Here is a 23,630-nt window from a genome sequence, read left to right as displayed (position 1 = left end):
GGCCCGGCCTACGATGACCGGATGACCGACCTGCATTCCTTCATCGCCGGCCTCCCCAAGGCCGAGCTGCACGTCCACCACGTGGGTTCCGCCTCGCCCCGCATCGTCGCCGAGCTGGCCGCCCGCCACCCGGACTCCAAGGTTCCGACGGACCCGGAGGCGCTGAGCGACTACTTCACCTTCACGGACTTCGCGCACTTCATCGAGGTGTACCTGTCCGTCGTGGACCTGGTCCGCACCCCTGAGGACGTGCGCCTGCTGACCTTCGAGGTCGCCCGCGACATGGCCCGGCAGAACATCCGCTACGCCGAGCTGACCATCACGCCGTACAGCTCGACCCGTCGCGGCATCGACGAGCGCGCGTTCATGGCCGCCATCGAGGACGCCCGCAAGGCCGCCGAGGCCGAGCTCGGCGTGATCCTCCGCTGGTGCTTCGACATCCCCGGCGAGGCCGGTCTGGAGGCGGCCGAGGAGACGGCGCGCCTCGCGGTGGAGCTGCGGCCCGAGGGCCTGGTGTCGTTCGGTCTCGGCGGCCCGGAGATCGGTGTGCCGCGGCCCCAGTTCAAGCCGTACTTCGACCGGGCCATCGCGGCCGGTCTGCGCTCGGTGCCGCACGCCGGCGAGACCACCGGCCCGGAGACCGTGTGGGACGCCCTGAACGAGCTGGGCGCGGAGCGCATCGGTCACGGCACCAGCTCCGTACGGGATCCCGCGCTCCTGAAGCACCTGGCCGAGCACCGGATCGCCCTGGAGGTCTGCCCGACCTCGAACATCGCCACGCGGGCGGTGGAGCGCATGGAGGACCACCCGATCCGGCAGATGGTGGACGCGGGTGTCCTCGTGACCATCAACAGCGACGACCCGCCGATGTTCGGCACGGACCTCAACAACGAGTACGCCGTCGCCGCCCGCCTGCTCGACCTGGACGAGCGCGGTCTCGCGGCCCTCGCCAAGAACGCGGTGGAGGCCTCGTTCCTGGACGCGGCCGGCAAGGCCCGTATCGCCGAGGAGATCGACACGTACACGGAGCAGTGGCTGGCGCGCTGACGGCCGGGAGAATGGGGGCATGGACCCCGTCACTGTCGTAGGCCACCGCGGCGACCCCTACCGCGTCCGCGAGAACACCGTCCCGTCGATCGTCTCGGCGTTCGACCGGGGCGCGGACGCGGTGGAGGTCGACGTCCGCCTCACCGAGGACGGCGTCCCCGTCCTGCTGCACGACGACACCCTGAAGCGGCTCTGGGGATTCGACCGGCCGCTCGCCTCCATGACGCTCGAAGAGCTGCGGGAGGTGACCTACGACGGGGTGCCCACGCTCCGGGAGGCGCTGATCGCCGCCGGGGCGCACCCCGTGATGCTCGATCTGCCCGGCGGCGACGAGCGCTCGGTGCGCACGATCGTCGGCACGGTCCGCGAGTGCGGGGCCGGCGAGCGCGTCTACTACTGCGCGGGGGCCGTCGCCATGCTGCAGGTGCGGGCCGCCGACCCGGCCGCGGAGATCGCGCTGACCTGGAACACCCTGGCACCACCGCGCCGCACCCTGCTCGACGCGGTGCGCCCGAAGTGGCTCAACTACCGCTTCGGGCTGGCGAGTCGGGAGCTGGTCGAGCGGGTGCACCGGGACGGTCTGCTCGTGTCGGCGTGGACCGCGGACACCACCTGGAGCATGCGTAAGCTGATCCGCAACGGGGTCGACTCGATCACCACCAACCGGGTCGACGCGCTGGCCGCCGTACTGCGAAAGGGCCGTGAATGAACGACAGGATCCGCACCGACATCGCGCACAACGCGCGCGTGTGGAACTACTGGCTCGGCGGCAAGGACAACTACCCGGTGGACCGGGCCGTCGGCGACCAGGTGACGTCCTTCCACCCGAGCATCGGCGAAGTGGCGCGCGCGGACCGGGCGTTCCTCGGCCGGGCGGTGACCCACCTCGCCGCGGAGGCGGGGGTGCGCCAGTTCCTCGACATCGGCACCGGCCTGCCGACCGCCGACAACACCCACGAGGTCGCCCAGCGGGTGGCGCCGGAGTCCCGGGTCGTCTACGTCGACAACGACCCGATCGTCCTCACCCACGCCCGGGCGCTGCTCACCAGCTCTCCGGAGGGCGTCACGGAGTACGTGGACGCCGACGCGCACGACCCGGGGAAGATCCTCGAGGCGGCCGAGGCGACGCTCGACCTCTCGCGGCCGGTCGCCGTGCTGATGCTGGGCATCCTCAACTTCGTCCTCGACGCGGACGAGGCGCGGTCGATCGTCCGTACGGTGATGGACGCGGTGCCCTCGGGCAGCTATCTGGTCCTGACCCATCCGACCTTCGACCCGGAGCTCGGCGGCGAGGGCAACGTGGCGGCGATGGAGTTCTGGAACGCCAACGCCACGCCGCCGATCACCGCGCGCAGCCGGGAGGAGTTCGCCTCCTTCCTGACGGGCCTCGAGCTCCTGGAGCCGGGGATCGTGTCGTGCTCCCGCTGGCGTACGCCGGAGGCGGCCGCGGTGGCGCAGTTCGGTGCGGTGGGCCGCAAGCCGTAATGCGGAGAGGGGGGATAGGGGGGATACGGGAGGTCCGCCGGTGGAGCGCCGCCAACCCGTGGGCCGTGGACATCGGGATCGCGCTGCTCGTGCAGGCGGCGATGACGATGCCGTTCGTGGTGCCGCGCCCGCCCGACCTGGAGCCGGCGACCTGGCCCGCGTACGCGCTGACCTCCCTGACCGTCGTCCCCCTGGTGTGGCGGCGGGCCCCGATGGCCGTGCTGCTCGCGATCATGGCGACCGCTCGTACCTCCCGGAGCTGATCCCGGCGTGTGAGCGCCCGTGTCCTGCGTCCGCTCGGGCTGCGCGACACCTACTTCCCCGGCAGGAGCCCCCGTATCGAGGGCCGGCACAACCACGGCTACCAGTGGATGGGGCTGGACGACGGGACGACCGGTCTGCGGGACGTCACCGTCTGGGGGACGACTGACGGCTGGGCGGCCGGGGACCTGATCTCCACCACCGCGGACCTGGAGCGCTTCACGAACGCCCTGTTCGCGGGCCGGGTGGTGCGAGGACCGCTCCTGGAGGAGATGTTCACGCTGCCGAAGGTGGCGGACTTCAGGACCGGGGACCCGGCCGCGTACTCCGTCGGTCTGTCGATGAAGAAGCTCGGCGGGCGCGAGGTGTGGGGCAAGACGGGTGGCCGCTGGGGCTACAACGCGGCCATCGCCTCGACCCGCCACGGTGAGCGGACGCTGGTCTACAGCGTCAACTCCACCGACGCCAAGGGCCAGGACATGAACAAGGTGGCGCTGAACCTCATGCTGGCGACGTACGGGCCGCCGTCGAAGTGAGGGCCGGGGCGGCCTGCAGGGCTTCGAGTCGCTTGATCAGACGGCGTACGGCGAGCAGCGGGAGGATCCCGATGACGCCGAACGACATGTCGATCACCGACCACCAGAAGGGGATGCCGCGGATCGGCCCGCAGACCAGGGCGAGCGGGATGATGCCGGCGCAGGCGATCATGCCGAAGTCGATCACCCAGATGTTGCGGACGGGGTCGCGGTAGGGCCCGTAGAAGGCGACGGCGATGACGAGGTGGGCGAAGGCCAGCCAGTCGGTGCCGTAGAGGAGGTACGGGGCCCGGGCGTCGGCGCCCTCGACCCCGGTCCGTACCCGCGCGATCCATTCGGCGAGGCCGGGGAAGGTCTCGCCGAGGGGCGAGGCCCAGGACCCCAGTGCCTCGTCGACGAGGCGGAGTTCGGTGACGAGCGGGAAGGCGGTGGCCCCGCTGAGGACCAGACAGACGATGAAGACGACCAGCCAGACGCGGATGCGCTTGAGGAGGGCTCTGGGCCCGTTCGTGTCGCTCATGAGGGCAGCGTACGCCCCCCATGAACGCGTTCAAAAATGGGGGGCCAACCGGCGCCCGACGGCATGCGCGACCACCGTCGCCCCCGCCGCCACCGCGAGCCCCGTCAGCACGTCCCTGCCCCGCGTGGGCCGCAGCACTCCGGCCCGCCGCAGCCGGCCGCGCGCCCACACGGTGAAGGGGATGACGAGGAGCGGCGAGGTGACCGAGCCGGGGGTCACCCCGCGGACGGCGGCGGCCTGCGCGAGATGGACCAGGCCGTGCAGCCCGAAGCCGTTCAACGCGCCCTGGTAGAAGGCGGACCGGCCGCCGGAGCGCGCGCCGGCCACGGCGGCGGAGCCGACGATCGCCGCCATCACGGCGACGGCGGCACGGAACTCCCGCTCGTCGACCGAGCCCGCAGCCTTCCACACCGTCTCCGGCACGCCGGGGAAGCGCTCCCGCAGCTCCGGAAAGTTCTCCCGCAGCCAGCGCGGCCCGAAGGCGACCTCCTCGGCGTCGTGCAGCGCCCACGCGGCGAACAGCCCGTAAGTCACCATCGGATTGAGGGGGTTGTCGATCCTCTCCATACCCCGGAAACTCACAGACCGACGATCGAGTTCCACCGCTTGGCGAACTCGGTGCGCTCCTCGGAGGTGATGTCCCGGGCGATCGCGAGGCGGGACCGCATCGCGTCGTCGGGGAAGATCAGCGGGTCCTCGGCGAGCGCCGCCAGCTCCTCGTCGTCGGAGTCGGCGAGGATGTCGCGGGCGGCGGGGACCGGGCAGACGTAGTTGACCCAGGCGGCGAGTTCGGCGGCGACCTCGGGCTCGTAGTAGTAGTCCACGAGCTGTTCGGCACTGGTCTTGTGCCGGGCCAGGTTGGGGATCATCAGGGACTCGGCCCACAGCTCGGCGCCCTCCTCGGGCACGACGAACTCGATGTCCGGGTTGTCGGCCTGGAGCTGGATGACGTCTCCGGAGTAGGCCTGGCAGGCGAGGACGTCGCCGGTGGACAGGTCCTTGATGTAGTCGTTGCCGGTGAAGCGCCGGATGTGCTTCGTGCGGACCAGGCCCTCGATCTGCTCGCACAGGGCGTGGAAGTCGTCCGCGGTCCAGCGGGTGACGTCGACGTCGTTGCCCTGCATCAGCAGCGAGAACGACTCGTCGAGACCGGAGAGCAGGGTGACCTTCCCGCGCAGGTCGGCGGCCCACAGGTCCTTGGTCGACCGGATCTCCCGGCCGAGCTTCCTGCGGTTGTACGCGATGCCGGTGATCCCGGACTGCCAGGGCACCGCGTGCCGCCGCCCCTGGTCGAAGGCGGGCGAGCGCAGCAGCGGGTCCAGGTACCTGGCGACGTTGGGCTGCTTGGCCCGGTCCATCTCCTGCACCCAGCCGAGCCGGACGAAGCGCGCGGCCATCCAGTCGCTGATCACGACCAGGTCGCGGCCGGTCTCCTGGTGGTTCATCAGGGCCGGGCTGATCTTGCCGAAGAACTCGTCGTTGTCGTTGATCTCCTCCGTGTAGCGCACGGAGATCCCGGTGCGCTTCGCGAAGGCGTCGAGGGTGGGCCGCTTCGAGGCGTCGTCGTCATCGGTGTCGATGTAGAGCGGCCAGTTCGCGAAGTGCAGCGACCGGTCCCGCGCGGACAGGTCCCGCCCGGCCCGGTCCTCCGGCTCGACGTACGCGGCCGGCACCCCGCACCCGGCGAGGAGGGCAGCGGCGCCGGTGCCGCCGATCCCGCGCAGCAGGGCACGGCGGGACACGTGGTTCCTGGCGCTGAGTCTGGCTTTCGCTGTCACCCGTGCAGCATCGCGGGACGCGGCGGCGGCCGGCAATGCACATTCCGTCGACTCGAACGGCGCGGCCCCGACACCCTGTCGATCAAGGTGCCGGGGCCGCGTCGCGGGTCCGGGGGATCAGCCCAGGGACGTCATCACGTGCTTGATGCGCGTGTAGTCGTCGAAGCCGTACGCCGACAGGTCCTTGCCGTAGCCGGACTTCTTGAAGCCGCCGTGGGGCATCTCGGCGACCAGCGGGATGTGGGTGTTGATCCACACACAGCCGAAGTCGAGGGCCTTGGACATGCGCATCGCGCGGGCGTGGTCCTTGGTCCAGACGGAGGAGGCCAGGGCGTACTCGACGCCGTTGGCGTACTGCAGGGCCTGGGCCTCGTCGGTGAAGGACTGGACCGTGATGACCGGGCCGAAGACCTCGTTCTGGATGATCTCGTCGTCCTGCTTCAGGCCGGAGACGACGGTCGGGGCGTAGAAGTAGCCCTTGTCGCCGACCCGGTGGCCGCCGGACTCGACCTTGGCGTGGGCCGGGAGGCGGTCGATGAAGCCGGTGACCTGGTTCAGCTGGTTGGCGTTGTTCAGCGGGCCGTACAGCACGTCCTCGTCGTCCGGCTGACCGGTCTTGGTCTCGCCGGCGGCCTTGGCGAGGGCGGCGACGAACTCGTCGTGGATGGACTCGTGGACCAGGACGCGGGTCGCAGCCGTACAGTCCTGGCCCGCGTTGAAGAAGCCGGCCACGGAGATGTCCTCGACGGCCTTGTCGATGTCGGTGTCCTCGAAGACGACGACCGGGGCCTTGCCGCCCAGCTCCAGGTGGACGCGCTTGACGTCCTTGGCCGCCGACTCGGCGACCTGCATGCCGGCGCGTACCGAACCGGTGATGGAGGCCATCGCCGGGGTCGGGTGCTCCACCATGGCCTTGCCGGTGTCGCGGTCGCCGCAGATGACGTTGAAGACACCCTTGGGGACGATCTGGCCGATGATCTCGGCCATGAGGACGGTCGACGCGGGCGTGGTGTCCGAGGGCTTGAGGACGACCGTGTTGCCCGCGGCGAGGGCCGGGGCGAACTTCCACACGGCCATCATCATCGGGTAGTTCCACGGCGCGACCTGGGCGCAGACGCCCACCGGCTCGCGGCGGATGATCGAGGTCATGCCCTCCATGTACTCGCCGGCCGAGCGGCCTTCGAGCATGCGGGCGGCACCCGCGAAGAAGCGGATCTGGTCCACCATCGGCGGAACCTCTTCGCTCGCGGTGAGGGCGACCGGCTTGCCGGTGTTCTCGACCTCGGCGGCGATCAGGTCCTCGGCGCGCTCCTCGAACGCGTCCGCGATCTTCAGGAGGACCTTCTGACGCTCGGCGGGCGTGGTGTCACGCCAGGCGGGGAAGGCGGCCGCGGCAGCCTCCATGGCGGCGTCGACGTCGGCCTGGCCGGACAGCGGGGAGGTGGCGTACACCTCACCGGTGGCCGGGTTGATCACGTCGATCGTGCGGCCGTCGGCCGCGTCCCGGAACTCCCCGTTGATGTAGTTGCGCAGCCGGCGCAGCTCGGTGGTCACTTGCCACCCCTCCTGTCACGTTCTGACCCGCACTCCGTCGTGCGGTGTCCCGATGGGCGAGACACCTCAGCCTAGTCGGTCCACCGACGCTTTCAACAGGCCTGACCCCCCGCAACTTCGGATTCAGTGAGATTCGGCGCCAAGAACAACGGATTTCATCACTCTGGGGTTGCCAGACCGACGAGGTTCGGTGCACAGTGAGGTCGTGGCCAGTCGAAGCACAGACCCGAGAACCGGAACCGGTTCCTCCCCGACGATCGATGCCGTCTCCCTGGCGATCATCGAACAGCTCCAGGAGGACGGCCGCCGTCCCTACGCCGCCATCGGCAAGGCCGTCGGCCTCTCCGAAGCCGCCGTACGACAGCGCGTCCAGAAGCTGCTCGACCAGGGCGTCATGCAGATCGTCGCCGTCACCGACCCGCTCACCGTGGGATTCCGGCGGCAGGCGATGGTCGGCATCAACGTCGAGGGCGACCTGGATCCGGTTGCGGAGGCACTGACCGCCATGGCCGAATGCGAGTACGTGGTGATGACCGCGGGCTCGTTCGACCTCATGGTGGAGGTCGTCTGCGAGGACGACGACCACCTCCTGGATGTGATCAACAAGCGCATCCGCACCCTCCCCGGGGTGCGCTCCACCGAGAGCTTCGTCTACCTGAAGCTCAAGAAGCAGACCTATATGTGGGGAACCCGATAGCCGTGAGCAAGGACCTCTCGAAAACCGCCTACGACCACCTGTGGATGCACTTCACCCGCATGTCGTCGTACGAGAACAACCCCGTCCCCACCATCGTCCGCGGTGAGGGCACCTACATCTACGACGACAAGGGCAGGAAGTACCTCGACGGCCTCGCCGGCCTGTTCGTGGTGCAGGCCGGACACGGCCGTACCGAGCTCGCCGAGACGGCCGCCAAGCAGGCCAAGGAGCTCGCCTTCTTCCCGGTGTGGTCCTACGCCCACCCCAAGGCCGTCGAGCTGGCCGAGCGCCTCGCCAACGAAGCCCCGGGCGACCTCAACAAGGTCTTCTTCACCACCGGTGGCGGCGAGGCCGTCGAGACCGCCTGGAAGCTCGCCAAGCAGTACTTCAAGCTGGTCGGCAAGCCCACCAAGTACAAGGTCATCTCCCGCGCGGTCGCCTACCACGGCACCCCGCAGGGCGCCCTGTCCATCACCGGCCTGCCCGGCCTGAAGGCCCCCTTCGAGCCGCTGGTCCCCGGCGCGCACAAGGTGCCGAACACCAACATCTACCGCGCCCCGATCTACGGCGACGACCCCGAGGCCTTCGGCCGCTGGGCCGCCGACCAGATCGAGCAGGAGATCCTCTTCGAGGGCCCCGACACCGTCGCCGCCGTCTTCCTGGAGCCGGTGCAGAACGCCGGCGGCTGCTTCCCGCCGCCGCCCGGGTACTTCCAGCGGGTCCGCGAGATCTGTGACCAGTACGACGTGCTGCTCGTCTCCGACGAGGTCATCTGCGCCTTCGGCCGCCTCGGCACCACCTTCGCCTGCGACAAGTTCGGCTACGTGCCGGACATGATCACCTGCGCGAAGGGCATGACCTCGGGCTACTCCCCGATCGGCGCCTGCATCGTCTCCGACCGGCTCGCCGAGCCGTTCTACAAGGGCGACAACACCTTCCTGCACGGCTACACCTTCGGCGGCCACCCGGTCTCCGCGGCCGTCGGCCTCGCCAACCTCGACATCTTCGAGAAGGAGAAGCTGAACCAGCACGTGCTCGACAACGAGGGCAACTTCCTGTCGACCCTGCAGAAGCTGCACGACCTGCCGATCGTCGGCGACGTCCGCGGCAACGGCTTCTTCTACGGCATCGAGCTCGTCAAGGACAAGGCCACCAAGGAGTCCTTCAACGACGAGGAGACCGAGCGCGTCCTGTACGGCTTCCTCTCGAAGGCGCTGTTCGACAACGGCCTGTACTGCCGCGCCGACGACCGTGGCGACCCGGTCATCCAGCTGGCCCCGCCGCTGATCTCGGACCAGTCGACGTTCGACGAGATCGAGGGGATCCTGCGCGCCACCCTGACCGAGGCGTGGACGAAGCTCTGATCCTTCGTCCCCCCGCATGACCTCACGCCGCCCTCACGGCGTGACCCCGGCCCGGGCATGCCGCCATCCGAGTGGATGACGGCCCGCCCGGGCCGCGTGCTGTCCGTACAAACCGATCTGAATCCTTACGGTGCCGAGTGACCCCCCAGTGACCGACAGGCCGGTCCCCTCGTTCCCCCGTCCGGGGGAACGGACACTGTTTGGCTTCGACTCGGCTTCGACATCGAGGTGTACGCGATGGCCCCACCGGACAACGACGTGCTCTGGGCGCGTTCCCTGCACTGCACCCTGGGCGGCTCGGACGTGCTGACCGGCGTCTCGGTCGGCGTACGCGAGAGCGAGATCCTCGCGCTCGTCGGACCGCGCGGCAGCGGCAAGACCACCCTCATGCGCTGCCTGTCCGGCCAGACCGTCGCCCAGCAGGGCGAGGTCTGGTTCAACAGCGCCCCCGTCCACACCCTCGGCGCGGCCCAGCGGGAGCGGCTGCGCCGGGAGCGCTTCGGCTGGATCGACCCCGAACCCGGCCTCGTCCCCGAACTGACCGGGTGGGAGAACGCGGCCCTCCCCCTGCTGCTGCGCGGGCTCTCCCACCGGGCCGCCAAGACGGCGGCCACCGAGTGGCTGGAACGGCTCGACATCGGCGCCTGTGCCCGCAAGCGGCCGGGCGCCCTCACCCAGTCGCAGCGGCAGCGGATCGCGATCGCCCGCGCGCTCGTCACCACCCCCTCGGTGCTGTTCGCCGACGAACCGACCGCGTCCCTGCACCGCGCCGACGGCGCGCAGGTGCTGCGCACCCTCACCGCCGCGGCCCGCTCGCACGGGATCACCGTGCTGCTCGCGACCCACGACGCCGAGGTCGCCGCCCTCGCCGACCGCACCGTCGCCCTGCTCGACGGACGCCGCGTGGGGTCCGTACCGCCGGCCACCGGGGCGGAGGGCGTCACCGCGTGCTCGCTCTCCGTCTAGTCCGCGGCACCCACCCCGTCGTCCAGCTACGCCGGCTCGCCGTCGCCACGGCGGCCGCCGGGGTGGGCTTCCTGCTCCTGTGCACCCTCGGTTACGCCGTCGGGCACCCCGCGTACTCCTCCGCGTCCGTCCTGCGCCTGCTGTGGTGCGCGCTGCCGCTGGCCGCGACGGTGCAGTTCGCGGTGGCGGTGGCGCGGACGGACCCCAGCACCCGGCCACGCCCCGGCCTCTCGGCCATCGGCCTCGGACCCGCCCGGCTCACGGCGATCGCGGCGGCGTCCACGGCGGTCGAGTGCACGCTCGGCTCGATGATCGCCCTGCTCTTCTACCTCCACCTGCGCGGCGACATCACCGGGCTCCCCTTCGACGGAGCGGCCGCGGAACTCCTGGCCGCCGACCAGCCGGTCCCGCTCGCGGGCGCCCTCACCCTCCTCGCGATCCTCCCGGTGACCGCGGCGACGGCGGCGGGCCTGGCGCTGCGCCCGGGGAAGCCGGTCCCGGCGGAGACGGCCGGGGAGCAGTCCCCGCCCTCGGGCCTCCCGTGGGGTGTGGCCCTGCTTGCGGTGGGCCTTGCGGTGGAGACGTACGCGGCCACGGCCGACTCCGGCTCCGACGGCGCCCCGCTGCCCGCCGGGGTACTCGTCGGCTGGGCCCTCACGGCCGTGGGCCTGGCGATGGCAGGCCCGGGCCTCACGCACTGGTGCGGGCGCCTGTTGCAGTCGGTGCGGCCGGGGGCGGTGCGGTTGCTGGCGGGCCGGGTGCTGATGGACGAGTCACGGCGGATCGGCAGGCCGCTGGGCGTGGTCTGCGCGGTGGGCTCGGCGGCGGTGGCGGCGGTCACGCTGTACGACCCGGCGTCGGACGACTTCGGTCCGCTGACGGGCCTGGGCGCGACGCTGGTCCTGGCCTGCACGACGGCAACCCTCCTGACCGCGGCCCTGGAGTCGAAGCAGTCCCGCGCCGAGACGACGGAAGCCCTGCTCCGCGTCGGTGCCCCACCGAACGCCCTCCGCACGGCGGCCCTCCTGCGCGCGGGCATCCTGCTGGCGGTCTTCGTCCCGCTGACGTGGACGGTGGGCGCGTTGGCGGCCGTCCCCCTCTCGGGCTGACCACGGCCGGGGACTGGCCGCGGCCGGGGGCGGGACCGGCCGGCCACGGCGGGACCGGCGGGCTACGGGCGGGACCGGCGGGCTACGGGCGACAGCCGCCGACGGCGTGCCGTGGCACCGGGGGAGCCGCAAAGGACGCAGGAGCCGCACCTCCTGATCCACCACACAGCGGCGACGTGCCTATCGTGGGCAAATGGTCACCCAGCACGCGCGGCAGGGCCGCGAGATCCACTCGCTAGACGAGTTCGACACGGCGCTCGCCGCGCCCGGCGGCCTCGGCGGCTGCCGGGTCCAGTCGGTCGACCTCACCGACCGCACCTTCGCGCTGCTCACCGCCCAGACCACCGACGCCGTCTTCCTGGGCTGCGCCATGCAACCGGAGGCCGCGGCGAAGGTGCGGGCCGACGGCGCGCTGGTGTTCCCGCCGGTGCCGGACCTGCCGTTCGATCCGTACCGGGCCCGGCTCTACTCCCCCGAGGAACTGTTCGAGGGCGTCGCCGAGCACCCGTACGCCTCGACGCCGGACGCTCTCGCGTACGACTGGTTCCAGCGGACCAAGGCCGACGGCGACGTCTTCGCGTCGATGCTGCGGTCGATCCACGACGACGCCATCTCCGACGCGCTGGACGAGCACTTGGCGGGCGCGCGGGTCGTCGGCGTGATGGGCGGCCACGCGATGGGCCGCGGCACCGACGCGTACGCGGGGGCGGCGAGGCTCGGCCGGTCGCTGACCCGCTCGGGACTGACGGTGGCGACGGGTGGTGGGCCGGGCGCGATGGAGGCGGCGAACCTGGGCGCGTACACCGCACCCCTCGCCGACGACGTCCTCGACGAGGCCCAGGAACTCCTCGCGAAGGCCCCGTCGTTCACCCCCTCGGTCACGGACTGGGCCCGAGCGGCCTTCGAGGTGCGGTCCCGCTGGCCGCGCGGCGGTGACTCGGTGGGCATCCCGACCTGGTTCTACGGGCACGAGCCGCCCAACGCCTTCGCCGCCCGGATCGGCAAGTACTTCGCCAACGCGACCCGTGAGGACGGCCTGCTCGCCCGCTCGACCGCCGGCGTCGTGTTCCTGCCGGGCGCCGCGGGCACCGTGCAGGAGATCTTCGACAACGCGACCCCCAACTACTACGAGTCGCGGGGCACCCCGACGCCGATGGTCCTGGTGAACCAGGCCCACTGGACCGAGCGCCTGCCGACCTGGCCCCTGCTCCGGGCCCTGGCGGCCGAGCGACCGATGGCGGCGCGGATCGCCCTGGTCGACTCGATCGACGAGGCCCCTCAGGCGCTGGCCCGACTGGCGGCGCAGTAGCTCTCCCCCGCCCGGCGGAGCGGGTGCCGACCGCTGTACGGGGCGGCCGCAAACCGGTTGGAGGCCGGGGCGCCCGGCGGGCAGAATCCCGCAGCGATGGATGTGTTCGTGTGTGGGGGGTGCGGCGCCGGGCTGACCGCACCACTGACCCGGGTGCCGCTTCCCGCCCAGGCGGCTCAGTGCTTCGGGCACGTGTTGCTGCCGCCGCTGATGGGGCCGGGGACGTACGCCGTCGACCCGGCGCCGTCCGGGCCGCCGTGGCGGACCTGGGAGGAGCTCGGGGAGGCGGAAGCGGCGGCCCGTGGGGTGTTCGCGCCGGTGTACTCGGTGTCCCTCGGGGCACCGGGCCGGATCGTCGTTGCGCCGGGTGACTCGCGCGGCACCGTGCTGATCCAGGAGCGATGCGAGAGCCACTGCATGGGTCTCGACGGCGGGGCGGGGCCCAACCTGGCGTGCGAGGAGTGCGGGCTCCCGGTGGCGACCCGTGTGGACGACTACGGGTTGTGGCAGGCGGTGTGGTTCGAGCCGGACGCGGTGCGCCGGACGCGCGTGACCGGGGCCGCGCCGACCGTCCCGGCCGAGGCGACATCCCCGGTCGACCCCAGCGGTTGTTGGAGCCCGCTGTGGGAGGCGGCCGCCGGGACCGCGCTCGCCCATCTGCTCGTCGCCTCCGCGGGCGGACCCGTGGCCCTGCCGGACGGCTACCTCGGTGAGATGTTCGGACGCGCCGTCGCCACACTGCTCCCTTCGGGTCCGGGGGCGAGGTCCGTGGGCCTGGCCGGGCCGGGGGTGCCCGCGATGGGAGTGGACATCGCCCTCGTACCGCCTCATCCGCTGACAGGCGAGCCGTGGCAGCCGGACGGCGGGGCGGTGCCCGTGCCGCTGGAGGCCTCCGTGTGGGCGTATCTCGCGCTGCCCGGGGAGATCTCGCCGGTGCCGGTGTCCGGCACGCTGCCGGAGGGCGTGCTGCGCGACGACTATCCGCTGCCCTTGCGGCCCCGCGGCCTCTTCCGGCCCGATCGTCACGTGTTCCGCCACACCCTTGCCCGGCTGCCCGAGGTCCGGCTGCCGTGGCTGCGGGCCATCCACGACCGCGCATGGGACCCCTGGCGCTGACGTGGGTCAGTCGTCGAGTACCACCACGTCCTCCGCCCGGAAGACCACCTCCGCCTCCGCGCCCTCCTCGGGTGCGTCCCGCAGGGGGAACTCCGCCTCCAGCGGCGGGCCTTCGGCGGGGAGGAGGCGTACGGCGACGTGGTTGCCGCGGAAGGTGCGGGCTTCGACGCGGCAGGACAGGCCCTCGCCGGCCGCGGCGAGGGCGACGCCGCCGGGGCGGACGAGGAGGCGGCGCTCGCCCTGGGGAGAGCCGTCGGGGACGGGGATCTTGCCCCAGACGGTGTCGGCGGCGGCGCCGGTGACGGTCGCCGGGACCACGTTGTCGAAGCCGAGGAAGCGGGCCACGAACTCCGAGGCCGGGCGCCGCCACACCTCAAGGGGCGTGCCGGACTGGGCGATTCGTCCGTCGCGCATCACCACGACCCGGTCGGCGAGCGCGAACGCCTCGCCCTGGTCGTGCGTGACCGCGAGCACGGTCGTACCCAACTGCCCGAAGAGCTGCCGGAGTTCGACCACGAGTCGTTCCCGCAGGCCCCGGTCGAGCTGCCCGAGCGGCTCGTCCAGCATCAGCAGGCGGGGCCGCGGGGCGAGCGCACGGGCGAGGGCCACGCGCTGCTGTTCGCCGCCGGAGAGGGAGGAGACGGCGCGGCGGCCGGCACCGGGGAGGCCGACGAGGTCGAGCAACTCCTTGACGCGGGCGGCCTGTTCGGCCTTCGTCACGCCGCGCATGCGCAACCCGAAGGCGACGTTGCCGGCGACGTCGCGCTGCGGGAAGAGCTGGTGGTCCTGGAACATCAGGCCGACCCCGCGCCGGTGCACGGGCACGCCGGCCTGGTCGGCGCCGCCGAGCAGGACGCGGCCGGCGCTCAGCGGCTGGAGTCCGGCGACGGCTCGCAGCAGCGTGGACTTGCCGCTGCCGCTCGGCCCGAGCACGCACACGATCTCGTGGTCGGCGACCTCCAGGTCCACCGCGTCGAGCGCGGCTCGGTCCCCGAAGCGTACGGTCGCGTCCTTGAGCGTCAGCATCAGAACTCCCCCGAGGTCCGGTCGGTACGGAGCCGTTCGAGGAGCAGCAGGGACACCGCGCACACCACCATGAGGATCGTCGAAAGGGCCATGGCCTGGCCGTAGTTGAGCTCGCCGGGCCGGTTCAGGAGGCGGGCCACCGCGACCGGCAGGGTCGGGTTGTCGGGACGGGCGATGAAGACGGTCGCGCCGAACTCGCCGAGCGACACGGCGAAGGCGAAGCCGGCCGCGATGAGCAGGGCCCGTCGCACGAGCGGCAGGTCGACCTCACGCCAGGCCCGCCACGGCGAGGCCCCGAGCACGGCGGCCGCCTCGCGGAGCCGGTCGTCCACCGCGCGCAGCACCGGCAGCATGGTCCGTACGACGAACGGCACACCGACCAGCGCCTGCGCGAGCGGCACCAGGATCCAGCTGGCCCGCAGGTCGAAGGGCGGCTCGTCGAGGGTGATGAGGAAGCCGAAGCCGACGGTGACGGCGGACACCCCGAGCGGCAGCATGAGCAGCGCGTCGAAACCGCGGACCAGCCGTCCGGCCCGCCTGGTGAGCGCGGCCGCGGCGAGACCGCCGATGACGACGGCGATGGCGGTGGCGGCGAGCGCGTACTGGAGGGAGTTGACGATCGTGTCGGTCATCGGCACGAGGAAGGTGCCGTTGTCGTCGACGTGCTGCAGCGCCCGGTAGTAGTCGAGGCCGTAGCCGGTGGGGGTGGACAGGGAGCGCTCGACGAGGACGGCGAGCGGGGCGAGGATCAGCAGGGCGATGGAGAGCAGGACTCCGCCGAGGAGCAGCCACTGTCCGGCGCCGCGGGGCCGGCGGGCGGTGCGCTCCGGCGGGACCAGCTTCAGCGCCGTCTCCCGGCGCCGTACGGTCCGCGCGTGCACGCCGAGGATGACGCCGACCGCGACGAACTGGACGATGGTCAGGACGGCGGCCGTGGACAGCTGGAGCCGGTCGGCGGTCTGCCGGTAGATCTCGGTCTCCAGGGTGGAGTACGCGGGGCCGCCGAGGATCTGCACGATGCCGAAGGAGCTCGCGGTGAACAGGAACACCATGAGCGCGGCGGCGGCGACGGACGGGCCGAGCGCGGGCAGGGTGACCGTCCGCCAGGCCCGCCGGCGGGAGGCGCCGAGGACCCGGGCGGCCTCCTCCTGGCGCGGGTCGAGCTGGGACCAGAGGCCGCCGACGGTGCGGACGACGACGGCGTAGTTGAAGAAGACGTGGGCGAGGAGGATGGCCCACACGGTGGTGTCGAGCCGTACGCCCCACAGCTCGTCGAGCAGCCCGCGGCGGCCCACCAGGGCGAGGAACGCGGTGCCGACCATGACCGTGGGCAGCACGAACGGCACCGTGACGACGGCCCGCAGGATGCGCTTGCCCGGGAAGTCGAGCCGGGCGAAGACGTACGCGCCGGGCAGCGCGACGAGCAGGGTGAGCACGGTGGAGGCGAGCGCCTGCCACAGGGTGAACCACAGGACGTCGAGGATCTCCGGGCTGCTCAGCGTCTCGCCGAAGCGGCCGAGCTCCCAGTGTCCGTCCGGCCTGAGCCCGCGCTCGACGATCGAGACGACGGGCCAGGCGAAGAAGACCGCGAAGAAGGCGACGGGCAGGAGCATCAGCCCCAGCCGCGCCGCGCTTCCCCTGCGGCCCGGGGGGCGGTCCGGGGGGCGGTCCGGAAGCCGGTCCGGGGGGACTACTTCAGGACGAGCGACGACCACTGCTGAATCCACTGGTCACGGTGCTCGGCGATCTTCTCCGGCGCCATGGTCTCCGGCTTGTCGACCACCACGCCGTGCTGGGTGAAGAGCTTGGGGAGGGTCGCGTCGTTGGTCACCGGGTTGACGAACATCTGCAGCGGCATGTCGTCCTGGAACTTCTTGGAGATCAGGAAGTCGATCAGCGCCTTGCCGCCCTCGGGGTTCTTCGCCCCGTTCAGCAGGCCGGCGAACTCCGTCTGCCGGAAGCAGGTGCCGGTGGAGACGCCGGTGGGCGCCACCTTCGGCTGCGGCTCGGAGTAGAGCACCTCGACCGGCGGGCTGGAGGCGTACGAGACGACCAGCGGGCGGTCGCCCTTGGCCTTCTTGCCGCCGGCGGAGCCGGAGAACTCCTGGTTGTAGGCGAGCTCCCAGCTGTCGACGGTCTTCACACCGTTGGCCTTGAGCTTCTTCCAGTAGTCCGCCCAGCCGGCGTCGCCGTACTTCGCGGCCGTGCCGAGGAGGAAGCCGAGGCCCGGGGAGGAGCGCTCGGGGTTCTCGACGACGAGGAGGTCCTTGTACGCGGGCTTGGCCAGGTCGTCGAAGGACTGCGGGGGCGCGAGCTTCCTGTCGGCGAAGTACTGCTTGTCGTAGTTGACGCAGATGTCGCCGGAGTCGATCGGGGTGACCCGGTGCTGCTCCTTGTCGAGCTGGAGCGCGGCGGGGATCCGGTCCAGGCCCTTCGCCTCGTACGACGTGAAGATGCCGTTGTCGAGGGCGCGGGACAGGAGCGTGTTGTCGACGCCGAAGAAGACGTCGCCCTGGGGGGAGCCCTTGGTCAGGATCTCCTTGTTGACGGCCTCGCCGGCGTCACCGCTCTTGAGGACCTTGATCGTGAAACCGGTCTCCTTGGTGAACTCCGCGAGCACCTCCTTGGAGGCGTTGAAGGAGTCGTGGCTGACCAGCGTGACGGTCTTGGGCGCGGGAGCACCCGTCTTGCCGGCCGCACCGCGGATGTCCTCGGTGCCGCAGGCGGCGAGGGTGGTGACGCCGAGCGCCGCGACGAGCGCGGTGGCGGCCAGCTTTCCGATGCCGGACTTGGTGGTGCTCACTTGATGTCCTCCTGGGGGTGACCAGGAAGAGACGCGGCCCTGCCCGCGGCCGGGGACACCGGACGCGGGCAGGGCGCAACAGCTCGAGTTACGACCGAACTTCCTACCCAGAATGACCTGGGCGAGGTTCAGAGGGTCTGCGGTCTGACGGTCACCGCACTCTCAGCGCTGTGGCGCTCCCCTGTCGGAATATGCAGATGTGTTCGAGCTCAGGGTACAAGGTCAGCGTTGGGCGGCCGCGAGCTGTCCACAGGCACCGTCGATCTCCTGGCCGCGGGTGTCGCGGACGGTGACGGGCACGCCGTGGGCGGCGATGGCCTCGACGAACGCCTTCTCGTCCTCGGGACGGGACGCGGTCCACTTCGAGCCGGGCGTGGGGTTGAGCGGGATCAGGTTGACGTGCACCCTCTTGCCCTTGAGCAGCCGGCCGAGGAGGTCGCCGCGCCAGGCCTGGTCGTTGATGTCCCGGATCAGCGCGTACTCGATCGAGATCCGGCGCCCGGACTTCTCCGCGTACTCCCAGGCCGCGTCGAGCACCTCGCGGACCTTCCAGCGGGTGTTCACCGGCACGAGGGTGTCGCGCAGCTCGTCGTCGGGGGCGTGCAGCGAGACGGCGAGGCGGCACTTGAAGCCCTCGTCGGCGAACCGCAGCATCGCGGGCACCAGACCGACGGTGGAGACGGTGATGCCGCGCTGGGACAGGCCCAGGCCGTCGGGCTCGGGGTCGGTGAGCCGGCGGATGGCGCCGACGACCCGCTTGTAGTTGGCGAGCGGCTCGCCCATCCCCATGAAGACGATGTTCGACAGCCGTGCCGGACCACCCGGGACCTCGCCGTCGCGCAGCGCGCGCATGCCGTCGACGATCTGGTGCACGATCTCGGCCGTCGACAGGTTGCGGTCGAGACCGGCCTGGCCGGTGGCGCAGAACGGGCAGTTCATACCGCAGCCGGCCTGCGAGGAGATGCACATGGTCACCCGGTCCGGGTAGCGCATGAGCACCGACTCGACCAGCGTGCCGTCATGCAGCCGCCACAGCGTCTTACGGGTGGTGTCGTCGTCGCACGAGACGTGCCGCACCACGGACATCAGATCGGGCAGCAGCTCCCCCGCGAGCTTCTCGCGCGAGCCCGCGGGAATGTCGGTCCACTCCACGGGGTCGTGCGCGTATCGCGCGAAGTAGTGCGTGGACAGCTGCTTGGCGCGAAACGGCTTCTCGCCGATCGCGGCGACCGCCTCCTTGCGCTCGGCGGGCGAGAGGTCGGCGAGGTGCCGCGGGGGCTGCTTGGCTCCGCGCGGGGCGACGAAAGTGAGTTCTCCGGGCTTGGGCATGGTCCTACCAGTGTCGCAGAGATACGACGAAGGGCCCGTCACCCTGTGGATAACGAGCCCTTCATGGCAAAAACACAGGTCAGCCGCTTCCTACGAACAGCACGAGCAGCAGCCACACCACCGGAGCCGTCGGCAGCAGGGAGTCCAGGCGGTCCATGATGCCGCCGTGGCCCGGCAGCAGGGTGCCCATGTCCTTGATGCCCAGGTCGCGCTTGATCATCGACTCGCCCAGGTCGCCCAGGGTCGCGCTCGCCGCGACCGCGAGGCCCAGGATCAGGCCCTGCCACCACGTGCCGTCGTCGATCAGGAACTGCATGCACAGCGCGCCCGCCGCCATCGCGAACGTCACCGCGCCGACGAGGCCCTCGCGGGTCTTGCCGGGGCTGATGCGCGGGGCCAGCTTGTGCTTGCCGAAACGCCACCCGATCGCGTACGCGCCGGTGTCGCTGACCACCGTCAGGACCAGGAAGGTCAGCACCCGCCACGGGCCGTCGTCCGCGGTCAGCAGCATGGCCACGAACGTCGCCAGGAACGGCACGTAGAACGCGGCGAACACGCCCGCCGTGACGTCCTTCAGATAGCCCTCGGGCGGCTCCGTCATCCGCCACACGAGCACGGCGAGCGCGGTCAGGGCCATCGCGACCCAGGCACCCTCCGCTCCCCGCACGTACCCGACGACGACCATCGCCGCGCCGCCGACCGCGAGCGGGACCAGCGGCGCCTTGATGCCCTTGCGCTCCTGGAGGCGGGAGGTCAGCTCCCACAGGCCGACCACGACGGCGACCGTTATCACCCCGACGAACGCCGGCTTCCAGATGAACAGCGACGCGATGATGACGGCGCCGAGCCCGAGGCCGACCCCTATCGCAGCGCCGAGGTCACGACCCGCGCTCTTCTTCTGCCGCGGCTTCTGCCGAGGCGAAGGCGCGGGCTGGGACGGGCTGGACATGGGCTCCTGCGGATGCTCGTGCGGGTGCTCGTGCGGGGTCTCGTCACGGAACAGGGGACCGCTCGGCTGAGCGGCCCCCCGGTCGTGATCGTCCTGGTTGTCGCCGGCGGGAACGTCGGACGCGATGGGCATGGGCCGAGTCTGCGCCGCCTGCCGCCCTTCGTAGGCGGGACCCGCCGGGGCAGGCCCCTGGTCGGGTCCCCCGAAGCCGGAACCGGCCGGGGCCCCCCAGGAAGAGTCGTTCATCAGACCTCGAGCAGCTCGGCTTCCTTGTGCTTGAGCAGCTCGTCCACCTGCGCGACGTACTTCGCGGTGGTGTCGTCGAGCTCCTTCTCCGCGCGGCGGCCCTCGTCCTCACCGACCTCGCCGTCCTTGACGAGCTTGTCGATGGTCTCCTTGGCCTTGCGGCGCACGGAGCGGATCGAGATCTTGGAGTCCTCGGCCTTGCCCTTGGCGACCTTGATGTACTCCCGGCGGCGCTCCTCGGTGAGCTCGGGGAACACCACACGGATGATGTTGCCGTCGTTGCTCGGGTTGACGCCGAGGTCCGAGTCGCGGATGGCCTGCTCGATGTTGCGCAGCGCGCTCTTGTCGAACGGGGTCACCACGGCCATGCGCGGCTCCGGCACCGAGAACGACGCCAGCTGATTGATCGGGGTGATGGCACCGTAGTAGTCCGCCACGATCTTGTTGAACATCGCCGGGTGCGCACGGCCGGTGCGGATCGCGGCGAAGTCCTCCTTGGCGACCACGACGGCCTTCTCCATCTTCTCCTCGGCCTCGAGGAGGGTCTCTTCGATCACCACTTGCTCCTGCGTGTCGTCGCGTTGTGTCCTGCACGGTGTACGACCGGCAGGGCTCTGTCCATCCCCTCGCGGGGCGGTTCCCGGATCGGGTCAGGCCCGGGTGCCCTGGTCGCTCACGAGAGTGCCGATCTTCTCACCCTTCACCGCGCGCGCGATATTGCCCTCGGCGAGCAGTTCGAAGACGAGGATCGGGAGGTTGTTGTCGCGGCACAGGGTGATGGCGGTGGCGTCGGCGACCTTGAGGTCGCGGGAGAGCACCTCGCCGTACTCCAGTGCGTCGAACTTGACCGCGTCGGGGTTGGTCTTCGGGTCGGAGTCGTAGACCCCGTCGACGCCGTTCTTGCCCATCAGCAGCGCCTCGGCGTCGATCTCCAGGGCACGCTGTGCGGCGGTGGTGTCGGTGGAGAAGTACGGCATGCCCATTCCGGCGCCGAAGATGACCACGCGGCCCTTCTCCAGGTGGCGCACGGCGCGCAGCGGGATGTACGGCTCGGCGACCTGGCCCATGGTGATGGCGGTCTGGACGCGGGAGTCGATGCCCTCCTTCTCCAGGAAGTCCTGGAGGGCGAGGCAGTTCATCACCGTGCCGAGCATGCCCATGTAGTCCGAGCGGGCGCGGTCCATGCCGCGCTGCTGGAGCTCGGCGCCGCGGAAGAAGTTGCCGCCGCCGATCACGATCGCGATCTCCGCGCCGTCGCGGACGACGGCGGCGATCTCGCGCGCGATGGCGTGCACGACGTCCGGGTCGACGCCCAGGCCCGTACCGCCGGAGAAGGCTTCTCCGGACAGCTTCAGCATGTAGCGGCCGGCCTTCTTGCCGTTGTTGTCGTCGCCCTGTGCGGGGCCCTGATTCATGGAGATCTCCTCGTGCACATACGAAGAAGGCCATTGCCCTGGGGTCCTTGCGGTTTCCCGTACGGCAATGGCCTCCTCGTCAGATCTGCGGCCGTCCGGCGCGAACGCGGGCGGCTGCTTCAGACCCTACCGGGGTCCGGTGTCCGTTGCGTACGGACTCAGATGCCGACCTTGATGCGGGTGAAGCGCTTCAGGGTGACACCGGCCTCGTTCAGGATCTGCTGAACGGTCTTCTTGTTGTCAAGGGCGTACGGCTGACCGAGCAGCGTCGCGTCCTTGAAGAAGCCGTTGATGCGACCCTCGACGATCTTCGGGAGCGCGGCCTCGGGCTTGCCCTCGGCGCGGGTGGTCTCCTCGGCGACGCGACGCTCGGTCTCGACGACCTCGGCCGGGACGTCGTCCTTGGAGAGGTACTTCGGGGCGAACGCGGCGATGTGCTGCGCGACACCCTTGGCGACCTCGGCGTTCTCCTTGTCCAGCTCGACCAGGACACCGATCTGCGGCGGCAGGTCGGGCATGGTGCGGTGCATGTACGCGGAGACGAAACCGTCGGCGTACTGCGCGAAGCGGTCGAGGACGATCTTCTCGCCGAGGTTGGCGTTGGCCTCGTCGACGTACGCCTGGACGGTCTTGCCGGCCTCGATCTCGGAGGCGAGCAGGGCCTCGAGGTCGGCCGGGGAGGTGGCGGCGACGTGCGCGGCGAGCGCGGCGGCGACGGCCTGGAACTTGTCACCCTTGGCGACGAAGTCCGTCTCGCACTTCAGCTCGACCAGGACGCCGGAGGTGTTGTCGGCGGCGATGAGGGAGACCACGGCGCCGTTCTCGGCGGAGCGGCCCTCACGCTTGGCGACACCCTTCTGGCCCTTGATGCGCAGGGCCTCGACGGCCTTGTCGACGTCGCCGTCGGCCTCGTCCAGGGCCTTCTTGCAGTCCATCATGCCGGCGCCGGTGAGCTCGCGGAGCTTCTTGACGTCAGCGGCGGTGTAGTTCGCCATGAGTCTGTTTCTCTCTCGAAGTCTGAAAGATCGGGCGGGGTCCCACGGGTGGACGGCGGGGGCTTCGTGGGCCCCCGCCGTCGTCACCCGAAGGTCCTGCGGGTCCTGAAGGGTCAGGCCTGCTCGGCGTCCGCGGCCGGGGCCTCGGCCTCGGCCTCGGCGGCGGCCTCGGCCGGAGCCTCGGCGACGACCTCGGCGGCAGCCTCGGTCTCGGCCGGCTTCTCAGCAGCCTCGTCGGCCTTCTTCTCACCCTCGAGCAGGTCGCGCTCCCACTCGGCGAGCGGCTCGCCCGCGGCCTTCTCGCCCGGCTTCGAGTCGCCGGTCGCGGCGCCGGAGCGGGCGATGAGGCCCTCGGCGACGGCGTCGGCGATCACGCGGGTGAGCAGGGTGACGGAGCGGATCGCGTCGTCGTTGCCCGGGATCTTGTAGTCGACCTCGTCGGGGTCGCAGTTGGTGTCGAGGATCGCGACGACCGGGATGTGGAGCTTGCGCGCCTCACCGACGGCGATGTGCTCCTTCTTGGTGTCGACGATCCAGACGGCGCTCGGCACCTTCTGCATCTCGCGGATACCACCAAGGGTCTTCTCCAGCTTGGCCTTCTCGCGGGAGAGGACCAGGAGCTCCTTCTTGGTGAGGCCGGAGGCGGCCACGTCCTCGAAGTCGATCTGCTCGAGCTCCTTGAGGCGCTGCAGACGCTTGTAGACGGTCGAGAAGTTGGTGAGCATGCCGCCCAGCCAGCGCTGGTTGACGTACGGCATGCCGACGCGGGTCGCCTGCTCGGCGATGGCCTCCTGCGCCTGCTTCTTCGTACCGACGAACATGATGGAGCCGCCGTGCGCGACGGTCTCCTTGACGAACTCGTAGGCGCGGTCGATGTACGACAGCGACTGGAGCAGGTCGATGATGTAGATGCCGTTGCGCTCGGTGAAGATGAAGCGCTTCATCTTCGGGTTCCAGCGACGGGTCTGGTGACCGAAGTGGACGCCGCTCTCCAGCAGCTCCCGCATCGTGACGACGGCCATGGCCGTATCTCCTTGGGTTTCTCGGTTGTGTTCCTGACGCCCCGGCGCGCCGTGCCACGAGGGACCGAAAGGCGCTGCCACCCGCCGAAGAGGCTGGTGGCGG

The 23,630-nt window shown here is 70.9% G+C and carries 23 protein-coding genes, 1 pseudogene and 1 riboswitch; of the genes and pseudogenes, 11 read left to right on the top strand and 13 right to left on the bottom strand.

The window, feature by feature from the left end:
* Positions 1-21 precede the first annotated feature (21 nt).
* The 5 genes and pseudogenes from ACIGEZ_RS30335 to ACIGEZ_RS30315 all read left to right on the top strand — a co-directional run.
* Entirely contained in the window at positions 22-1,047 is a 1,026-nt protein-coding gene (locus ACIGEZ_RS30335; protein WP_399837337.1) for an adenosine deaminase, read from the top strand.
* A gap of 19 nt (positions 1,048-1,066) precedes the next feature.
* Positions 1,067-1,756: a glycerophosphodiester phosphodiesterase gene (locus tag ACIGEZ_RS30330; RefSeq protein ID WP_399837335.1), complete on the top strand. Its 690-nt coding sequence runs from the start codon at positions 1,067-1,069 to the stop codon at positions 1,754-1,756.
* A complete protein-coding gene (locus ACIGEZ_RS30325; protein WP_399837331.1) occupies positions 1,753-2,532 on the top strand; it encodes an SAM-dependent methyltransferase in 780 nt (259 codons plus the stop codon). The genes ACIGEZ_RS30330 and ACIGEZ_RS30325 overlap by 4 nt, the downstream gene beginning before the upstream one ends.
* 65 nt (positions 2,533-2,597) lie before the next feature.
* Positions 2,598-2,795 carry a hypothetical protein gene (locus ACIGEZ_RS30320; protein WP_399837328.1) on the top strand — a complete coding sequence of 66 codons (198 nt, stop codon included), beginning with the start codon at positions 2,598-2,600 and terminating at the stop codon, positions 2,793-2,795.
* Between the two features lie 3 nt (positions 2,796-2,798).
* Positions 2,799-3,329: pseudogene (locus tag ACIGEZ_RS30315) on the top strand (serine hydrolase); the annotation flags it as partial.
* On the opposite strand, the gene ACIGEZ_RS30310 reads toward ACIGEZ_RS30315, so the two are convergent.
* From ACIGEZ_RS30310 to ACIGEZ_RS30295, 4 genes are all read right to left on the bottom strand, one after another.
* Positions 3,295-3,849: a hypothetical protein gene (locus ACIGEZ_RS30310; RefSeq protein WP_399837326.1), complete on the bottom strand. Its 555-nt coding sequence runs from the start codon at positions 3,847-3,849 to the stop codon at positions 3,295-3,297. The pseudogene ACIGEZ_RS30315 and the gene ACIGEZ_RS30310 overlap by 35 nt on opposite strands.
* Before the next feature lie 30 nt (positions 3,850-3,879).
* A complete protein-coding gene (locus tag ACIGEZ_RS30305) occupies positions 3,880-4,416 on the bottom strand; it encodes an HXXEE domain-containing protein (protein WP_399837323.1) in 537 nt (178 codons plus the stop codon).
* Positions 4,417-4,427: 11 nt separating this feature from the next.
* Positions 4,428-5,591, bottom strand: a complete 1,164-nt coding sequence (locus ACIGEZ_RS30300; RefSeq protein ID WP_399837321.1) for a PotD/PotF family extracellular solute-binding protein — start codon at positions 5,589-5,591, stop codon at positions 4,428-4,430.
* Positions 5,592-5,744: 153 nt separating this feature from the next.
* Entirely contained in the window at positions 5,745-7,181 is a 1,437-nt protein-coding gene (locus ACIGEZ_RS30295) for a gamma-aminobutyraldehyde dehydrogenase (RefSeq protein ID WP_399837319.1), read from the bottom strand.
* Between the two features lie 205 nt (positions 7,182-7,386).
* Here ACIGEZ_RS30295 and ACIGEZ_RS30290 point away from each other — a divergent pair, with 205 nt between their 5' ends.
* The 6 genes from ACIGEZ_RS30290 to ACIGEZ_RS30265 all read left to right on the top strand — a co-directional run bounded on the left by ACIGEZ_RS30290 (position 7,387) and on the right by ACIGEZ_RS30265 (position 13,742).
* A complete protein-coding gene (locus tag ACIGEZ_RS30290; RefSeq protein ID WP_384883078.1) occupies positions 7,387-7,878 on the top strand; it encodes an Lrp/AsnC family transcriptional regulator in 492 nt (163 codons plus the stop codon).
* Positions 7,863-9,242 carry an aspartate aminotransferase family protein gene (locus ACIGEZ_RS30285; protein WP_399837316.1) on the top strand — a complete coding sequence of 460 codons (1,380 nt, stop codon included), beginning with the start codon at positions 7,863-7,865 and terminating at the stop codon, positions 9,240-9,242. The genes ACIGEZ_RS30290 and ACIGEZ_RS30285 overlap by 16 nt, the downstream gene beginning before the upstream one ends.
* Before the next feature lie 237 nt (positions 9,243-9,479).
* Complete coding sequence (locus tag ACIGEZ_RS30280) at positions 9,480-10,208, top strand: ABC transporter ATP-binding protein (RefSeq protein ID WP_399837314.1); 729 nt, start codon at positions 9,480-9,482, stop codon at positions 10,206-10,208.
* Positions 10,190-11,317: a hypothetical protein gene (locus ACIGEZ_RS30275; protein ID WP_399837311.1), complete on the top strand. Its 1,128-nt coding sequence runs from the start codon at positions 10,190-10,192 to the stop codon at positions 11,315-11,317. Before ACIGEZ_RS30280 ends, ACIGEZ_RS30275 begins: the two co-directional genes overlap by 19 nt.
* A gap of 193 nt (positions 11,318-11,510) precedes the next feature.
* Entirely contained in the window at positions 11,511-12,626 is a 1,116-nt protein-coding gene (locus ACIGEZ_RS30270; RefSeq protein ID WP_399837308.1) for an LOG family protein, read from the top strand.
* Between the two features lie 96 nt (positions 12,627-12,722).
* Positions 12,723-13,742, top strand: a complete 1,020-nt coding sequence (locus ACIGEZ_RS30265; protein WP_399837305.1) for a hypothetical protein — start codon at positions 12,723-12,725, stop codon at positions 13,740-13,742.
* Between the two features lie 6 nt (positions 13,743-13,748).
* On the opposite strand, the gene ACIGEZ_RS30260 is transcribed toward ACIGEZ_RS30265, so the two are convergent.
* From ACIGEZ_RS30260 to rpsB, 9 genes are all read right to left on the bottom strand, one after another.
* Positions 13,749-14,768, bottom strand: a complete 1,020-nt coding sequence (locus tag ACIGEZ_RS30260; protein WP_399837303.1) for an ABC transporter ATP-binding protein — start codon at positions 14,766-14,768, stop codon at positions 13,749-13,751.
* Positions 14,768-16,381: an ABC transporter permease gene (locus ACIGEZ_RS30255; RefSeq protein ID WP_399837300.1), complete on the bottom strand. Its 1,614-nt coding sequence runs from the start codon at positions 16,379-16,381 to the stop codon at positions 14,768-14,770. Before ACIGEZ_RS30255 ends, ACIGEZ_RS30260 begins: the two co-directional genes overlap by 1 nt.
* A 77-nt stretch (positions 16,382-16,458) precedes the next feature.
* Positions 16,459-17,571 (bottom strand): thiamine ABC transporter substrate binding subunit, encoded by a 1,113-nt coding sequence (locus ACIGEZ_RS30250; protein WP_399837297.1) that lies wholly within the window; start codon positions 17,569-17,571, stop codon positions 16,459-16,461.
* 82 nt (positions 17,572-17,653) lie between these two features.
* Positions 17,654-17,764, bottom strand: a riboswitch (TPP riboswitch).
* Positions 17,765-17,793: 29 nt separating this feature from the next.
* Positions 17,794-18,900: a 23S rRNA (adenine(2503)-C(2))-methyltransferase RlmN gene (gene rlmN / locus ACIGEZ_RS30245; RefSeq protein WP_399837294.1), complete on the bottom strand. Its 1,107-nt coding sequence runs from the start codon at positions 18,898-18,900 to the stop codon at positions 17,794-17,796.
* Positions 18,901-18,979: 79 nt separating this feature from the next.
* Positions 18,980-20,095, bottom strand: a complete 1,116-nt coding sequence (locus ACIGEZ_RS30240) for a phosphatidate cytidylyltransferase (protein WP_399837292.1) — start codon at positions 20,093-20,095, stop codon at positions 18,980-18,982.
* Entirely contained in the window at positions 20,095-20,652 is a 558-nt protein-coding gene (gene frr / locus ACIGEZ_RS30235; RefSeq protein ID WP_026057589.1) for a ribosome recycling factor, read from the bottom strand. The genes ACIGEZ_RS30240 and frr overlap by 1 nt, the downstream gene beginning before the upstream one ends.
* Positions 20,653-20,745: 93 nt before the next feature.
* Positions 20,746-21,510, bottom strand: coding sequence for a UMP kinase (gene pyrH / locus ACIGEZ_RS30230; RefSeq protein WP_399837291.1), 765 nt, complete (start codon positions 21,508-21,510; stop codon positions 20,746-20,748).
* Positions 21,511-21,668: 158 nt separating this feature from the next.
* Positions 21,669-22,505: a translation elongation factor Ts gene (tsf, locus tag ACIGEZ_RS30225; protein ID WP_399837288.1), complete on the bottom strand. Its 837-nt coding sequence runs from the start codon at positions 22,503-22,505 to the stop codon at positions 21,669-21,671.
* 113 nt (positions 22,506-22,618) lie between these two features.
* A complete protein-coding gene (gene rpsB / locus ACIGEZ_RS30220) occupies positions 22,619-23,527 on the bottom strand; it encodes a 30S ribosomal protein S2 (RefSeq protein ID WP_399837286.1) in 909 nt (302 codons plus the stop codon).
* Positions 23,528-23,630: the final 103 nt, after the last annotated feature.

This window comes from Streptomyces sp. NPDC085481 (assembly GCF_044541845.1).
In the GTDB taxonomy this organism is placed as follows: Bacteria; Actinomycetota; Actinomycetes; order Streptomycetales; family Streptomycetaceae; genus Streptomyces.
Note: the sequence above shows the minus strand (reverse complement) of the source record. Positions and strands in the feature narration are given on the sequence as shown.

Coding starts and splice junctions, on each gene's coding strand:
- ACIGEZ_RS30335 (WP_399837337.1), top strand. CDS start 22: ATGACCGACCTGCATTCCTTCATCGCCGGCCTCCCCAAGGCCGAGCTG.
- ACIGEZ_RS30330 (WP_399837335.1), top strand. CDS start 1,067: ATGGACCCCGTCACTGTCGTAGGCCACCGCGGCGACCCCTACCGCGTC.
- ACIGEZ_RS30325 (WP_399837331.1), top strand. CDS start 1,753: ATGAACGACAGGATCCGCACCGACATCGCGCACAACGCGCGCGTGTGG.
- ACIGEZ_RS30310 (WP_399837326.1), bottom strand. CDS start 3,849: ATGAGCGACACGAACGGGCCCAGAGCCCTCCTCAAGCGCATCCGCGTC.
- ACIGEZ_RS30305 (WP_399837323.1), bottom strand. CDS start 4,416: ATGGAGAGGATCGACAACCCCCTCAATCCGATGGTGACTTACGGGCTG.
- ACIGEZ_RS30280 (WP_399837314.1), top strand. CDS start 9,480: ATGGCCCCACCGGACAACGACGTGCTCTGGGCGCGTTCCCTGCACTGC.
- ACIGEZ_RS30270 (WP_399837308.1), top strand. CDS start 11,511: ATGGTCACCCAGCACGCGCGGCAGGGCCGCGAGATCCACTCGCTAGAC.
- ACIGEZ_RS30265 (WP_399837305.1), top strand. CDS start 12,723: ATGGATGTGTTCGTGTGTGGGGGGTGCGGCGCCGGGCTGACCGCACCA.
- ACIGEZ_RS30260 (WP_399837303.1), bottom strand. CDS start 14,768: ATGCTGACGCTCAAGGACGCGACCGTACGCTTCGGGGACCGAGCCGCG.
- ACIGEZ_RS30255 (WP_399837300.1), bottom strand. CDS start 16,381: ATGCTCCTGCCCGTCGCCTTCTTCGCGGTCTTCTTCGCCTGGCCCGTC.
- rlmN (WP_399837294.1), bottom strand. CDS start 18,900: ATGCCCAAGCCCGGAGAACTCACTTTCGTCGCCCCGCGCGGAGCCAAG.
- ACIGEZ_RS30240 (WP_399837292.1), bottom strand. CDS start 20,095: ATGAACGACTCTTCCTGGGGGGCCCCGGCCGGTTCCGGCTTCGGGGGA.
- pyrH (WP_399837291.1), bottom strand. CDS start 21,510: ATGAATCAGGGCCCCGCACAGGGCGACGACAACAACGGCAAGAAGGCC.
- tsf (WP_399837288.1), bottom strand. CDS start 22,505: ATGGCGAACTACACCGCCGCTGACGTCAAGAAGCTCCGCGAGCTCACC.
- rpsB (WP_399837286.1), bottom strand. CDS start 23,527: ATGGCCGTCGTCACGATGCGGGAGCTGCTGGAGAGCGGCGTCCACTTC.